This window comes from Comamonas sp. Y33R10-2 (genome assembly GCF_019355935.1).
Taxonomy (GTDB): domain Bacteria; phylum Pseudomonadota; class Gammaproteobacteria; order Burkholderiales; family Burkholderiaceae_C; genus Comamonas.
In genome coordinates this window covers 3,059,524-3,074,343 of the sequence record NZ_CP079925.1, presented here as the reverse complement: position 1 = coordinate 3,074,343, position 14,820 = coordinate 3,059,524, and the positions used below count along the sequence as shown (strand labels likewise).

Sequence of the window (14,820 nt, the reverse complement as noted above, 5' to 3'; positions counted from 1 at the left end):
GAAAAAGTCAGGCCTCGACGGTCGCCTCAGCAGTCACCTCAGTCACAGCCTCTTCCAACAAAACGATATTTCCCACCGTCGCACCGTAGTGGGTTGCTACGCGCTTACGCTGCTTGAGAACGGCGCGGTCTTTGCTGACCAGAACCGCTTGGTGCAGGCTGGCCAAGTCCAGAAAATGCTGATCGTCCGGATCTGTGCAAGTAAAGCGAATCTTGGGCGCTTCGGCCACATATTCCACCGCTGCATCAAACGCAGCCATCACGCCTTCGGGCGTCTTGCCGTAAAAGCTCACACGTGGGGCGATCTGGCTGTAATGCAGCACGCGGCCCAGCTCAATGCGCTGGGCTTGATCGGCAATCCAGCGCACCTCGCCCTTGGCCACTAACTCACGGATAGCTGGGATATGCGGGTCGTCAAAGATAAGCATGTCCAGCACCACATTGGTGTCCAAAATCATGGGGCGGGGCAACGGGCCTTCGTAGCCGGCGTTACAAGCCGGCCAGCGCAGGGGCGCAATCTTCATGCCTTGCGGCCTTCGCCACTTTCGCTACCTTCAGCAGCGCCATCGGCATTTTTGCGAGGCTTGGCCGAGCCCTTGATCATGTCGAAGCGGAACAGGCGGCACTCAATCGGGCCGTTCCACATAGGCGTGCGGCGCGATTCTTTGAGGCGCATCTGGCTGGGCAGCTTCAGGTCGGGCGTGAGCATGTAAGCGCTCCAGCCGCTGTAATTCTTCTTCCAGTGGCTGGCCAACTGGTTGAAGAACTCGCCGCCATCTTCGGTCTGTGCAGTTTCGCGGCCTGCGCGATCGACCTCGTCCATACGCTCTGCCGCATTGCGGCCATAGCTACCAGCTGCGGCAATACGCTCGCCATAAGGCGGGTTCAAAATCATCATGCCGGGCTGATCGGTAGGCGGCATACGCTGCAAAGCATCGCCGCCGCGCAGGCTGATGGTCTCGGCCACACCCGCACGTTCGGCATTGCGCTGGGCAAAGTCGACCATACGGAAGGCAATGTCCGAGCCATAAATACCCACGGGGCTGGCGGGCAGGATGGCGGCTTCGGCCTCATCCTGAATCGCTTCCCACACGTGACGCTGAAATGGAACCAGCTTTTCAAACGCAAAGCGGCGCAGGATGCCGGCAGGAATCTTGCGCGCAATTTGCGCGGCTTCGATCAGCACGGTACCGCTGCCGCAGCAGGGGTCGTACAGGGCTTGGGGGTTGTCGCCGTGCGGGTTCCAGCCACTGGCGGCAATCATGGCGGCGGCCAGCGTTTCTTTGAGCGGCGCGTCGCCCTTGTCCTCGCGCCAGCCGCGCTTGAACAGCGCTTCGCCCGAGGTGTCGATGTAGATGGTGGCGCCATCGGTGGTCAGGTGCAGGTGCACGCGCACATCGGGGTGATGCGTCTCAACGCTGGGGCGCACGCCGTGGCGCTTTTCGCGAAAGCGGTCGGCAATCGCGTCCTTGACCTTGAGGGCCGCAAAGTTCAGGCTAGTCAGCGGGCTGTGCTGGGAGGTGACTTCAATCTTGAAGGTTTCTTTAGGCGAGAACCAGATTTCCCACGCCACCTCGCTGGCAGCGCGGTACAGGTCGTTTTCGCTGCGGTACATGGTGTGCGACAGCTCGATCAGCACACGCTGCGCCAGGCGGCTGTGCAAGTTGAGCAGCAGCGCATCGCGCCACATGCCGCGCAGCATGACGCCGCCTCGACCCACGAGCAAATCTTGCCCAGTGGCGCCAGTGATGGCGTGGACCTCATCGGCCAAGAAGCTCTCAACGCCGGCGGCGCAAGGCAAAAATAAGTGCAGTTGGTTCATAGCAAGCCGCCAAGGATACGCGAGACGTCCCGGCCTCAGAGCAAGGTCGACCACTCCCGGTTAACTCAATTTTCAAGAAAAAATAGCTTGAAGTCCTTATTACAAAAGGACTTCAAGCTATTTTTTTAATAGTGAAGAACTAAAAAGTAACGCCAGACACCAGCATCACATTGGCATAAGGCGTGCATTCGCCGGTGCGCACCACCGCTCGCACCTTGGCGCAGCGCTGTTTGAACTCTTCGTGAGAGATTTTTTCCAGCGGGCGTTGATGCCATTCATCGGGCAGCCAGTCAGGCATTGCTTGAGCGCTGCGCTCAAGCGTTTCATCGGCTAGCACCACACGTTCCACCTGCATTTCGGCTTCAATGGCCTGCAGCACTTGGTTGATGGAGGGAACGCCAAGGCTCACCGCCAGATCGATGCGCTCTACCCCGGCAGGAATGGGCAAACCCGCATCCCCAATGACCAGCACGTCTCCATGCCCCATGGTCGCAATGACCGCCGAGAGCGGCGCGTTCAGCAACATGCCTTTTTTCACAATATTTCTTCCACTTGCAAACGGGTAGGAATGGAGGGCTGAGCGCCCGCCTTGCCAATACACAGGCTGGCCGCACGTATGCCCCAAGGCACGGCCTGAGCCAGCGTACTGCCTTGCGCCAGACGCGTCACCATTGCGCCCAGGAAGGTATCGCCTGCTGCCGTGGTGTCCACCACTTCTACACGGCGAGCAGCATGCTCGCTGAACTCGGGCGAGTCGCCCTGCACCTCTACAGCCAGCGCGCCTTGCGAGCCCAGAGTCACCACCACTTGCTTTACGCCACGCGCCAGCAGCGCCAGCGCAGCAGCCCGTGCAGTCGCCAAGTTATGGACCGGCTGAGCGGCAAAGGCGGCGGCCTCATGTTCATTGACCACCAGCGTGTGGACCAGCGGCCACCAGTCATCAGGCACATCGCGCACGGGCGATGGGTTGAGCACCACCTTGCAGCCCACCGCCTGAGCAGCCAGCATGGCCTGATGCACGATGTCATGCGGGGTCTCAAACTGCAGCACCAGATATTCTGATTTCGCCAGCACCGGGCGCAGGCTGTCTTGATTAAGGGTGAGCAGCGCATTCGCACCGGCCACCACACAAATGCGGTTCTGGCCTTGTGGCTCCACCATGATGACCGCTGTGCCAGTAGGCACACCGTCATGCACGCTGACATGCTGCACATCGACACCATCAACGCGCAGCCCTTGCAACAGGCTTTCGCCATGATGGTCGTCGCCCACGCTGCCAAATAGCGTGACTTGCGCGCCATGGCGGGCGCAGGCCACGGCCTGATTGCCGCCCTTGCCGCCTGGCAAATAGCTCAGACTTTGCGCAGCCACTGTTTCACCTGCTTCGGGCACACGACCCAAGGACAGCACCACATCCATGTTCAGGCTACCCACGACCACGACGCGCGCAGCCTGAGTTGCGGCGTCAGCAGCGCTCTTGTTTTGCTCTTGTTTTTGCATGCCTACCTCAAGCCTTGTGCTGACCACGGCGCTGACGCACCGTATCCACAATCACCGCAATCACGATCACGGCGCCCGTGATGATGCGTTTGCTGGGCTCGCTGGCACCGATCTGGGCCAGACCTGCTTCCAGCACGGCAATGATGAGCACACCAAAGAAGGTGGTGATGACCGAGCCACGGCCACCCATCAAGCTGGTGCCGCCTATCACGACAGCCGCAATCACTTGCAGCTCCATGCCCGAGCCGGCATTGGGGTCAGCCGCTTCAAGGCGAGCCGACTGCATCAGTCCACCCAGCGCTGCCAAAAAACCCATCAGTGCAAATACCGCAATACGCACGGGGCGTGGGTCCACACCTGCCAGGCGCATAGCCTCTTCATTGGTGCCGATGCCCACGACATAGCGGCCAAAGACCGTGCGACTGAGCACCAGCTGACCAATCACGACCACCACCAGTGCGATGAAGAACGCTGTGGACAAGCCACCAACCCATGGCGCAGCCAAGGCACCCATGGCATCACCCACATATTGGGTGCGCGAATCGGTCACCAAATACGCACCGCCGCGCACCGCCTCAAGCATGCCCAGCGACACAATAAAACTAGGCAACTGCCAAGCCACGGACACGCCGCCTGTAATAGCGCCGCAGACCAAGCCGACCAATAGGCCCAGCATTGCTGCGCCCCAGGGGTTGATGCCGCCCTGCAAAATCGCTGCCGCACTGACTGCCGCACTGAGCGCGAGCACCGAGCCCACCGACAGGTCAATGCCCGCGATGATGAGCACAAAGGTCATGCCCACCGCCATCACGGCCAGAGCCGGGATTTCGTTGGCAATAGAAAGCAGCGTCTCTTTGGTGAGGAAGTATTCAGATTGGCTGCTAAACAGCGCCACCATGGCGATCAGCACCACGGTCAAACCAAGGTAGGTTCCTAGCTCTTGGCGCCATGCGCTGCGAGGCGCCGGGGTCATTTCGTCAACGCTGACGGAAGAAGTATTAGTTTTATTGTTCATTACATTTCACTCTCTGCAAGCTGACGACTCTTTGCCGCTGATGAAGCTGCTGAAGCCTCACCAAATGCAGCTTCCAGCATGGCTTGCGCGCTCCAGTGCCCCCGTTCAAAGGTGGCAACAATGCGCCCGTCATGCATCACGCTAATGCGATCGCACAGCTCCATCAATTCACGCAAGTCGCTAGACACCACCATCAGCGCCTTGCCTTGATCGGTCATGGTGTTGAGCTCGGCATAAAGATCCGCGCGAGCCCCAACATCCACGCCCCGCGTGGGTTCATCGAGCAAGACCACGGGACAGTCACGGTGCAGCCAGCGCGCAAAAATCACCTTTTGCTGATTGCCACCGGACAAGGTGCCCACAGGCTGCTCTTCATCACGCGAACGAATACGCAGGCGCTTGACCATGCGCTGCGCCAACTCTGTCTCAACAGCAGGCTTGAGCCAGCCAGCGCCCGAGACCGACTTCATATGGCTGAGCGAAGTATTCACGCGGATGGATTGCGACAGCAGCAAGCCCTGCGCCTTGCGGTCTTCCGTGACCAGCGCAATGCCCGCACGCATGGCCTGCATGGGGCTCTTCCAGTTGGGGGAAACGCTGCAAGCCTGTTGCCCAGCAGCCTTCCCCGTCAATTCAATATGGCCCGAATCCGCCTTGTCCGCGCCGTACAGCAATCGCAGCAGCTCCGTGCGGCCAGCGCCCACCAGTCCCGCAACGCCTAGCACTTCACCGGCGCGCAGCTCTAGGTCTACACCTTGCACCAGCTTGCCACGGCGCAGCCCCTTGGCACGCAGCAGCACTTCGCCCGCTTTGCGGCGGGGCTTGGTATCTAAGGATTCAACCGCACGGCCCACCATGCGCTCTACCAGCTCGGGCTCACTCAAACCCTTCATCGGCAGCACATCGACCAGCCGCCCATCGCGCAGTACGGCGACGCGCTCTGCCACGCGCTGCAACTCTTCCAAGCGGTGCGAAACATAGACCAGCGCCACGCCCCGCGCCTTCATCAGATCAATCTGAACAAACAGGTGCTCGATTTCCTTGGCCGTCAGCATGGCTGTAGGCTCATCGAGCACCAGAACACGGTTGCCGTCTCGCAGGTTGCGGGCGATTTCCACCATCTGCTGCATGCCAATGCCCAGCTGGCCCACGGGGGTCATGGGGTCGATATGCTCCAGCCCCATCTTGGCCAACTGCTCTTGCGCTTGGGTAACCAGGGCCTTGCGATCGAGCCAGCCCAAACGTCTTGGCAGGCGGTCCAGCAACAGGTTCTCAGCCACTGTGAGAGTGGGCACCATGCCCAGCTCCTGCAGCACCATGCGCACACCCTGCTTTTCTGCATCAGTGCGCGAGCGCGGAGCAAAAGGCTGACCACTGAGCTTCATCAGCCCACGCGTTGGCGTCACCAGACCGCAGAGCATTTTGGACAACGTGGACTTGCCAGCACCGTTCTCCCCCGTCAGCGCCAGGCATTCACCTGCGCGTAAATCCAGCGTAACGCCATCCAACACGGTACTCGGACCGTAGTCCTTAGCCATGCCTTCCAGCGTCAGCACGGTGCTATGCACTTCACTCATGGCAATTACTTGGTCACCAGTACAACGTCTGTCTTAACTTCAGCAGGCATCTGAGCCTGAGGAGTCTTGGCCTTGATTGCCTTTAGAGCAACATCAATACCAAATGCGGCCTGCTTGGCGGCGTACTGGTCTGCAGTTGCCAGCACACGGCCATCCTTGAGCATGGGGCGAATCGCTTGGATATTGTCGTAACCCACCACAATCACCTTGCCTGCCTTGCCTGCAGCCTTGACCGCAGCCACTGCGCCCAAAGCCATGGAGTCATTACCGGCCAGCAAGGCCTTCAAATCGGGGTTCTCACGCAGCATGCCGGCAGCCACGGTATTGCCTTGGGCAATTTCCCACTGGCCAGACTGCACACCCACCACGCTCATCTTGCCGGCGTCCATTGCGTCCTTGAAACCCGCCGTGCGCTGCTGAGCATTCGTGGTGGTGGACACACCTTCAATAATGCCGACCTTGTCGCTAGGCTTGAGTTGCTTGACCAAATACTCACCCACCAGCTTGGCACCCACACGGTTGTCAGGGCCGACAAAAGGAATCACCAGATTTTTTTCCTTGAGCGCGTCTGCATCCAGACGGTTGTCAATGTTGACCACACGCACGCCCTTGTCTACCGCAGCCTTGAGCACGGGCACCAGAGCCTTGGAGTCCGCTGGCGCAATCACCAAAGCGTCCACCTTCTGGGCAATCATCTGCTCGACCATCTTGATCTGAGCGGCAGTGTCAGTTTCGTTCTTGATGCCGTTGCTCAAAAGCACGTATTCAGAGGCGTGCTGCTTTTGGTGAGCCTTGGCACCATCTTCCATTGTGCGAAAGAACTCATTGGCCAGCGACTTCATGACCAGTGCGACCTTGGGCTTGTCTTGAGCCTGCGCCGCAGGCGCACACAAGCCAGCCACAGCCAGCGCCAATACACCCAAAGAACTCACAGCATGACGACGTTGCAACATATCTGTCTCCCGGGCACACAAGCCCACAGTTGGAAAAAAAACAAGCAGACAACTCTTATAGGCCGGAGCCACACGACACAGAAGTAGGAAAACTCCCTGCTCTTGTTACGTCGCATATAAGTGCTGTTCTGCTTTACGGACATAACGATACCCAAATGTGCCAAACCTAGGGGGGTAGCAGGGTATGCGCCCACTACACCAAACGTCATCGTTTGACCTGCTGCAGACTGAGTTGAAGGTCGCCCGGTAAAATTGAAAGCTATGGCAAAAATCATCGTTCTGGCATTGGTGCTGCTTTTCTTTGGCTGCGCGCTGTATATGCACCTGCGCGGCAAGGTGCGCCACAAGTTATTGAAGCAGTTGTTTGATCACTCCACGTTCACCGCGCCGCTCAACGTCTTCATGCTGATGTTCAGCAAGGTGCCGCGCACGCCCTACCTGCCCACCAGTACTTTCCCCGAGCTGGCGACGCTGCAAGCCAATTGGCGTGAAATCCGTGAAGAAGCCGTGAATTTGCAAAAGAACATGCAAATCAAAGCCGCCGCCAACAATGACGATGCCGGCTTTAACTCCTTCTTCAAAACCGGCTGGAAGCGTTTTTATCTGAAGTGGTACGGCGACGCCCACCCCTCGGCCATGGAGCTGTGCCCTAAGACCACGGCGCTGGTCAAGTCCATCCCCAGCATCAAAGCCGCCATGTTTGCGGAGCTGCCGCCCGGCGCCAAGCTCAATTTGCACCGCGACCCCTATGCGGGATCGCTGCGCTACCACCTGGCCGTGCTGGCGCCCAATGACGACCGCTGCCTGATCGAAGTGGACGGCACGCCTTACAGCTGGCGCGAAGGCGAAGGCGTGATCTTTGACGAGACCTATATGCACTGGGCCGAGAACGGCACGCAAGGCAACCGCATCGTGCTGTTTTGCGATGTAGAACGCCCGATGACCAATGGCTTTGCTCAGTGGCTCAACCGCTGGCTGGGCACCAACGTGGTGGCCGCTGCCAGCTCGCCCAATAACGAGGGCGACCCGCGCGGCATGATCAGCAAGCTGTTCAAAATTTCGTTCTACGCCGGCAAGTACCGCCGCGCCTTTCGCAACTGGAATCCGACGTTCTACAAATTTTTGAAGTTTGGCCTGATGATTGGCGTTTTAGCGCTGTTCATCTGGTGGTTGATACCGAACTGATGGATACCCGCTGAGGCGCTTCGCGCCTGCCGAGGTCTCTACCCAATCAAAAAAGCCGCTGAGCAATGCATCAGCGGCTTTTCTATTCCCAACAATGACTACAGCGCCTTGCGCAGCGTCGTGGTCGGAATTTTGAGCTGCTCGCGGTACTTGGCCACGGTGCGGCGGGCGCACTCAATGCCTTGCTCCTTGAGCATGTCAGCTAATTTTGCGTCTGACAGCGGTTTCTTCGGGCTCTCGGCATCCACCAACTGCTTGATCAGCGCCCGTACTGCCGTGCTGGAGGCGCTGCCGCCGGTTTCTGTACCCAGACCCGAGCCAAAGAAGTATTTCAGCTCAAACGTGCCTTGGGGCGTGGCCATGTACTTGGCCGTAGTCACGCGGCTGATGGTGGATTCGTGCAGACCCAACTGGTCGGCAATATCGCGCAGCACCAGCGGCCGCATCGCCAGCTCACCATGCACAAAGAAGTTTTTCTGCCGCTCCACAATCGCTTGCGACACGCGCAAGATGGTGTCAAAGCGCTGCTGAATATTCTTGATGAACCAGCGCGCCTCTTGCAAGTGCTGCTGCAGGGCAGCATGGCTTTCGCTGCCTTTATGGCGGCGCAGCACACTGGCGTAAATGTCATGTACGCGAAGGCGCGGCATTACATCGGCATTGAGTTGTACGGAAAAATCGACCCGCCCTGAACTAGCGCGCACCGGGCGCACGATGACATCGGGCACGATGATGTTGCGCTCCACATCCACAAAGCGCCGGCCAGGACGCGGCTCCAGCCCAGCGATCAAGGTCATGGCTTCGCGCAACTGCTCTTCACGTGCGCCGCACAGGCTGGTGAGCTTGCGCAGATCGCGCCGCGCCAGCAAGTCCATGGGCTGTTTGCAAATGGTCTGGGCTAACAACAAGCGACTCATATGGGCTTGCGTCGTGCCCTCATCTTCAGCGGTGTGAATCAAATCGCGCACCTGCAACTGCAGGCACTCCGCCAAACCACGCGCCCCGACACCCACAGGCTCTAAGCTTTGCAGCAGCTTTAGCGCAATGCAAAAGCGCTGCTCTAGCTCTTCGCAGTCTTCCAAATCATCACCGGCCAGACTTTGAGCCAGCTCTTGCAGCGAGTCTTCAAGGTAGCCGTCGTCATTGAGCGACTCAATCAAAAAGCGCAGCGCAGCTGTATCTTCGGCGCCCAAGCGCAGGCTGAGCGCTTGGCGATGCAAAAAAGCCGTCAGGCCCACATGCTCACCAGCCAAATCGATGGCATCAGCCTCGCCGTCGCCATCGTGATTGCGGCTGGAGCCGCCGCCCGAGGGGCCATCCCATTCGCTGCTGGATTCTCCACCCCATTCACCATCTTGGCCGTCAATGCCATCGGCCTCCCAGTTCAGCGATTCTGGGGTTTCAGCGCTGGGGGTTTCCGCTATCGAGTCAGTAGCGGATTGTCCTGAAGTTGTTTCTATTCCAGATGAAATACTGTCTGAAACAGTGTATTCATGGGCAGCAACTGCTATCTCTTGAGGAGCATCAACCCCTCCCTCGCTTGCTCCATCAGCCTCATCGCCTGTACGTTCCAAAAATGGGTTGTCGACCAGCATCTGCTCGACTTCCTGCGCCAGCTCTAACGTCGATAGTTGAAGCAACTGAATGGATTGCTGCAACTGCGGCGTGAGCGATAAATGCTGCGAAACGCGTAACGAAAGGCCGGGTTTCATTCACTAACTCTCTGCCGGTGCCGGCTGCAGAAAATGCTTCTGCCGCTCAAGCGGCGCCGCCTAACGGCTTGAATATCTAAGCCCACACAACAGGCCAAAGCCAGCTGTATGGCGAGGTTGAGAGTACAAAAGCGCACACTCATCACATGCGGAAATGTTCACCCAGGTAGACGCGGCGCACATCGGCGTTCTCCACAATCTCCTCGGGCGTACCTTCAGCAAGCACATGCCCATCGCTGATGATGAAAGCATGGTCACAAATGCCCAGCGTTTCGCGCACGTTGTGATCGGTAATCAGCACACCAATGCCGCGCTCTTTGAGGAAGCCGATGATGCGCTGGATCTCGATCACCGCAATCGGGTCGATACCGGCAAAAGGCTCGTCGAGCAAGATGAAACGTGGCTGGGTAGCCAGCGCACGGGCAATTTCCACCCGGCGACGCTCGCCGCCAGACAGCGCCAGCGCGGGTGACTGGCGCAGGTGCTCCACGCGCAGCTCTTGCAGCAGGCCAGTCAGGCGTTTTTCCACTTCTTCACGTGTGAGAGCCTTGCCTTGCTCATCTTTTTGCAGCTCCAGCACAGCACGCACATTGTCTTCCACGCTGAGTTTGCGAAAGATGGAAGCTTCTTGCGGCAAATAAGACAAACCCAAACGCGAACGCTGGTGAATGGGCATACCACCCACTGGCTGGCCATCAATGAAAATCTCGCCGCCATCGCTGCGCACCAAGCCCACGATCATGTAAAACGATGTGGTCTTGCCCGCGCCATTGGGGCCAAGCAAACCGACCACCTCGCCTTTTTGCACAGACAGCGACACATCTTTAACAACCTTGCGGCTGCCGTAAGACTTGGCCAGGTGCTTGGCCTCCAGACGGCTTGTGGACTCGCCAGTGCGGGTGCTGTGAGAGAAGGTGGGCTCAATCATTTCTTCTCGTCCGCCTTCTCACCGCCCAATGTCATGCTCTGACGCAGAGGTGTCGCGGGAGTCGCAGGCTTGGGCTGAGCGCCAGGCGTGCCTTCCTTGGGCGCCATGATGGCGCGTACACGACCACCTTGACCAATGGACGAGCTGGGCAAGCCGCCGCTGGTCTTTTGACCATCTACGGTGTAAACATCGGTGATGTTGTTGTAGATGATGATGGAGCCGGTGATCTGGTCGCTGAGCTGGCCGCCACGATAGCGGCGCATCTCGCCACGGCGAATGAATTTGACGATGTCGGTCTTGCCGTCGTACTCGATGACTTCACCTTCGCCTTCAATAAATTCTTCAGGCTGGCCCGGCACGCTATCGCGCTTTTGGCGGAAGAAAGCACGCTTGCCCGCTTCGGCCTTAATCACGCCGAACTGATAGCCCTCAGCGTCCTGGCGCACATCCAACTGGGTGCCGCGCAGCACGATAGTGCCCTTGGTCATCACCACATTACCAGTGAAGACACTGGTTTGCTGGAGTTCGTCGTGGCGCAGCGCATCCGCCTCAATATTCATGGGCTTGGCACTGTCGGCTTTTTCGGCATGAGCCATGCCGGTCGCTGCCGCAAGGGCAAAGGCCAGCGCAAGAGGTAGGAGTGATTTTTTCATGGAAGGCACGTTTCTTGCATCCATTGTAGTCATTCCCTTTTTGAAACTTGCGTAAAAAACACCCATAAAAAAGCCCGCACAATGGCGGGCTTGCTGGCGGTCAAAGATTTTGACCTCCATCACGGCTCTCAGGCCTTGCGGCTTGAAGCAATCAGGGCGTTCACGACACGCAGCACGTTTTCCATGCTGCCAGCCTTTGTGCCGTCCGTGTAGTAACGGCCAGCCACGCCCATCGCAGGCACGCCCTCAACGTCATACTCGGTTTGCAGCTGGGCCGCCTTGCGCGCTTGGTTGGCCACGGTAAAGGAGTTGTAGACCTCCTTGAACTTAGCCACATCAACGCCTTGCTTGCCAATCCACTCAAAAATCGCTTCGTCGTTTTTCAGCATGTTGCGCTCGACGTGAATGGCGCGGAAAACCTTGACGTGCAACTGGGGCAGCAAGTTCATGCCCTCCAGCGCAAAGTAAAGCTTTTGTTGGGGCAGGAAGCTGGCATTAAAGGCCACAGGCACGCGGCGCACCACCACATCGGCGGGTTGGCTCTTCACCCATGCTTCAAACTGGGGCTCAAACACATTGCAATGAGGGCAGCTGTACCAGAAGAACTCAATGACCTCGACCTTGCCGGCAGGGGCGCTCACGCTGGCGGGCTTGGCAAGCTTGACGTAGTCCTTGCCTTCTTTGGGCCCTGCGCCTTGCGCCCAGCTAGAGGAAGTGCCCAAGGTCAAGGCACCAGCAGTTGCCGAAGCAACTAAAGAGAATTCGCGACGTTTCATCTAAACAAACTCCTGTATCAGGTTTGCAGTATCAGAGACCGCAGATCAAAAAAAGTTCAGTAGCACTCAAACACTGGCGCACTCCAAGCGAGGGACACCGAGGAAGGGCCACCCCGCACCGAGGGTGTCGTCCCTCTCCCGAAGAGAGAGGGGGAAGCCGCAAAGCGGCTCAGGGGGTGTTATTTACCCGCTCTCACCAGCGTAGAGTCCACACCCGCGCCGTCGAGCTTGCCTTTGAGCTGCTCAGCGTCATCACGCTTGCCAAACGGACCCACGCGTACGCGAAAGACAGTAATACCGTTTTGCTCACGCTCGCTGATACGCGACTCCCAGCCCAGCATGGCCAGCTTGGCGCGTTGCGCTTCTGCCTCACCTTGACCGCGGAAAGCGCCGGCCTGCACGAAGTAGTTAAAAGCCGAGTCAGAAGTGCCGGATGCTTGCGCAGCCGCTTTTTCCTTATCAGCACGTGCTTTTTCAGCCTTATCGGCTGCGGCAGAGCGTTCTTTCACCAAATCACCCAGTGGGTCGCCAGAGGCGGCCTTGGTAGGCTTTTCGGGCACGGGCTTGACCTCAGGCGTGGTCACACCCCCCGTTGATGTGGGCTGAACCGCTGGTGAGGGCGGTGTTATGGTCACATCACTGGGCTGCTGCGCAGGCGCGGCCACTGGGGGCTGTGCAGGCTGGCGGCTTTGCAATGGGGCGTTGGGATCCCAGTTTTTGTTGCGTTCGGCCTCAGCGGCATCGCGCTGAGTGTTGTTACCGCCTTTGTTGAGGAACGGCACTGGCACCTTGGTCACATAGATGGCCACGGCCAAAGCCGCAGCCAAGCCGATGACCATGCCAAAGATCATCCCCAGAATGGTTCCACCGCGTTGCTGTTTTTTCATATCAGTCGCTAAAGGCTTTCTGCTTGAGTTATTCCGCTTTCCAATCCACCGAGACAACGTCAGCGATGGATTGAACACTGGATTACATACGCTCAGGTGCGCTCACACCCAGCACGGCCAGACCATTGTGCAGCACCTGAGCGGTGGCCGCGACCAAGGCCAAACGGGCCAACTTAACCTTTTCATCGTCCACCAAGATGCGCTCCGCATCGTAGTAGCTGTGATAGCTAGAAGCCAAGTCACGCAGGTAGAAGGTCACATCGTGCGGGGCATTGCCATCGGCTGCTGCGGTGAGCATCTCTGGGTACTTGGCCAGCAGCAGCATCAAAGCCAGAGCTTGCGGGCCTTGCAGTGCAGACAAGTCCACATCCTTGAGCGCGGGCACGCCAGCACCGCCGGCTTCTTGCCAAGCGCGCAGCACGGACTGGATGCGGGCATGGGCGTACTGCACGTAGTACACGGGGTTTTCGTTGTTTTGCGCCACAGCCAAGTCCACATCAAAGGTGTACTCGGTATCGGGCTTGCGGCTGAGCAGGAAGAAACGCACCGCATCCTTGCTGGTCCACTCGATCAAATCGCGCAGCGTCACGTAAGAGCCCGCACGCTTGCTGATCTTCACTTCTTCGCCATCCTTAACCACGCGCACCATGGTGTGCAGCACATAGTCGGGGTAGCCAGCGGGAATGCCCACATCAGCGGCCTGCAAACCAGCGCGCACACGGGCAATGGTGCCGTGGTGGTCGGTGCCCTGAATGTTCACCACCTTGGTAAAGCCACGCTTGAACTTTTGGATGTGATAAGCCACATCGGGCACAAAGTAGGTGTAGCCGCCGTCGGTCTTGCGCATCACGCGGTCTTTGTCGTCACCGTAATCGGTGGACTTGAGCCACAGCGCGCCGTCTTGCTCGTAGGTCTTGCCGTTGGCGACCAAACGGTTCACCGTGGCTTCGACATGGCCGTTTTCGTACAGGCTCGATTCGAGGTAGTACTCGTCAAACTGCAGGTTGAAGGCCTTCAAGTCCTTGTCCTGCTCGTTGCGCAGATAGGCCACGGCGAACTGACGGATGTTGTCGTAATCCTCGACATCGCCATTGGCGGTGAACTCGCGGTCATCGGCCTTGATGGTTTCTTTGTTCAAGAACGCGGCAGCGATGTCGGCAATGTAGTCACCGTTGTAGAAATTCTTGGCCAGCGGGTTTTCGCTGTCGGTGGGCCAGCATTCGTCACCGGGCTTGAAGCCCTTGGCGCGCAATTGCGTGGACTTGGTAAGCGTGTCGATCTGCACGCCCGCGTCGTTGTAATAAAACTCGCGGTGTACCTTCCAGCCCTGGGTGGAGTACAGATTGCTGATGGCATCGCCAATCGCAGCCTGACGGCCGTGGCCCACATGCAGGGGGCCGGTGGGGTTGGCGGAGACAAACTCGACCAGAATATTCTCACCACGATCAGCTTGAAAGCCGAATTGGTCGGCCTGCGCCAGCACTTCACGGATGATTTCTTGCTTGGCAGCGGGCTTCAGACGAATGTTCAAAAAGCCGGGGCCTGCAATTTCGATAGCATCAACCCATTGCTGGAACGGGGCTGTAGCCTCAAGCGATGCTTTGAGCTGTTCACCCAAAGCACGGGGGTTGGCCTTCAGCGGCTTGGCCAGCTGCATCGCCGCCGTACAAGCGAAATCGCCGTGTGCTGCGACTTTAGGATTTTCAAACGCAGCGCGTGCGCCAGCGCCGGGCGAGAGTGTTTCGAGCTCAGCGGCCAGAGCGGCGAGCAATTCTTGTTTGACTGAAAGCATGGCGCGATTTTACGTGGCTGC

14 protein-coding genes are annotated in these 14,820 nt (G+C 58.5%); 1 reads left to right on the top strand and 13 read right to left on the bottom strand.

All coding sequences use genetic code 11. The features are described from left to right. Nucleotides 1-7: 7 nt before the first annotated feature. The 7 genes from KUF54_RS13750 to KUF54_RS13720 all read right to left on the bottom strand — a co-directional run bounded on the left by KUF54_RS13750 (nt 8) and on the right by KUF54_RS13720 (nt 6,866). Nucleotides 8-523: a putative toxin-antitoxin system toxin component, PIN family gene (locus KUF54_RS13750; protein WP_219343345.1), complete on the bottom strand. Its 516-nt coding sequence runs from the start codon at nt 521-523 to the stop codon at nt 8-10. Continuing rightward, nucleotides 520-1,821 carry a class I SAM-dependent RNA methyltransferase gene (locus KUF54_RS13745; RefSeq protein ID WP_219343344.1) on the bottom strand — a complete coding sequence of 434 codons (1,302 nt, stop codon included), beginning with the start codon at nt 1,819-1,821 and terminating at the stop codon, nt 520-522. Before KUF54_RS13745 ends, KUF54_RS13750 begins: the two co-directional genes overlap by 4 nt. Before the next feature lie 139 nt (nt 1,822-1,960). Continuing rightward, entirely contained in the window at nt 1,961-2,359 is a 399-nt protein-coding gene (gene rbsD, locus KUF54_RS13740; RefSeq protein ID WP_219343343.1) for a D-ribose pyranase, read from the bottom strand. Next, entirely contained in the window at nt 2,356-3,321 is a 966-nt protein-coding gene (gene rbsK / locus KUF54_RS13735) for a ribokinase (RefSeq protein ID WP_219343342.1), read from the bottom strand. Before rbsK ends, rbsD begins: the two co-directional genes overlap by 4 nt. Before the next feature lie 7 nt (nt 3,322-3,328). Further along, complete coding sequence (locus KUF54_RS13730; RefSeq protein WP_219343341.1) at nt 3,329-4,336, bottom strand: ABC transporter permease; 1,008 nt, start codon at nt 4,334-4,336, stop codon at nt 3,329-3,331. Then, entirely contained in the window at nt 4,336-5,913 is a 1,578-nt protein-coding gene (locus tag KUF54_RS13725) for a sugar ABC transporter ATP-binding protein (RefSeq protein WP_219343340.1), read from the bottom strand. Before KUF54_RS13725 ends, KUF54_RS13730 begins: the two co-directional genes overlap by 1 nt. A gap of 5 nt (nt 5,914-5,918) precedes the next feature. Beyond that, nucleotides 5,919-6,866 (bottom strand): sugar ABC transporter substrate-binding protein, encoded by a 948-nt coding sequence (locus tag KUF54_RS13720; RefSeq protein ID WP_219343339.1) that lies wholly within the window; start codon nt 6,864-6,866, stop codon nt 5,919-5,921. A gap of 261 nt (nt 6,867-7,127) precedes the next feature. Between KUF54_RS13720 and KUF54_RS13715 the strand changes: the two genes are divergently transcribed. After that, on the top strand, nt 7,128-8,051 hold the full coding sequence (locus KUF54_RS13715) for an aspartyl/asparaginyl beta-hydroxylase domain-containing protein (protein WP_219343338.1): 924 nt from the start codon (nt 7,128-7,130) through the stop codon (nt 8,049-8,051). Nucleotides 8,052-8,149: 98 nt separating this feature from the next. On the opposite strand, the gene rpoN is transcribed toward KUF54_RS13715, so the two are convergent. The 6 genes from rpoN to argS form a co-directional block, all read right to left on the bottom strand. Continuing rightward, complete coding sequence (gene rpoN / locus KUF54_RS13710; RefSeq protein ID WP_219343337.1) at nt 8,150-9,763, bottom strand: RNA polymerase factor sigma-54; 1,614 nt, start codon at nt 9,761-9,763, stop codon at nt 8,150-8,152. Between the two features lie 142 nt (nt 9,764-9,905). After that, entirely contained in the window at nt 9,906-10,691 is a 786-nt protein-coding gene (gene lptB / locus KUF54_RS13705; RefSeq protein ID WP_219343336.1) for an LPS export ABC transporter ATP-binding protein, read from the bottom strand. After that, the gene (gene lptA, locus KUF54_RS13700) at nt 10,688-11,344 is read right to left on the bottom strand and encodes a lipopolysaccharide transport periplasmic protein LptA (protein ID WP_219343335.1); all 657 of its coding nucleotides are present in this window, start codon (nt 11,342-11,344) and stop codon (nt 10,688-10,690) included. Before lptA ends, lptB begins: the two co-directional genes overlap by 4 nt. 128 nt (nt 11,345-11,472) lie before the next feature. Then, the gene (locus KUF54_RS13695) at nt 11,473-12,120 is read right to left on the bottom strand and encodes a thiol:disulfide interchange protein DsbA/DsbL (protein ID WP_219343334.1); all 648 of its coding nucleotides are present in this window, start codon (nt 12,118-12,120) and stop codon (nt 11,473-11,475) included. Between the two features lie 179 nt (nt 12,121-12,299). Next, the gene (locus tag KUF54_RS13690; RefSeq protein WP_219343333.1) at nt 12,300-13,007 is read right to left on the bottom strand and encodes an SPOR domain-containing protein; all 708 of its coding nucleotides are present in this window, start codon (nt 13,005-13,007) and stop codon (nt 12,300-12,302) included. Between the two features lie 82 nt (nt 13,008-13,089). Continuing rightward, nucleotides 13,090-14,799: an arginine--tRNA ligase gene (argS, locus tag KUF54_RS13685; RefSeq protein ID WP_219343332.1), complete on the bottom strand. Its 1,710-nt coding sequence runs from the start codon at nt 14,797-14,799 to the stop codon at nt 13,090-13,092. Between the last annotated feature and the right edge of the window lie 21 nt (nt 14,800-14,820).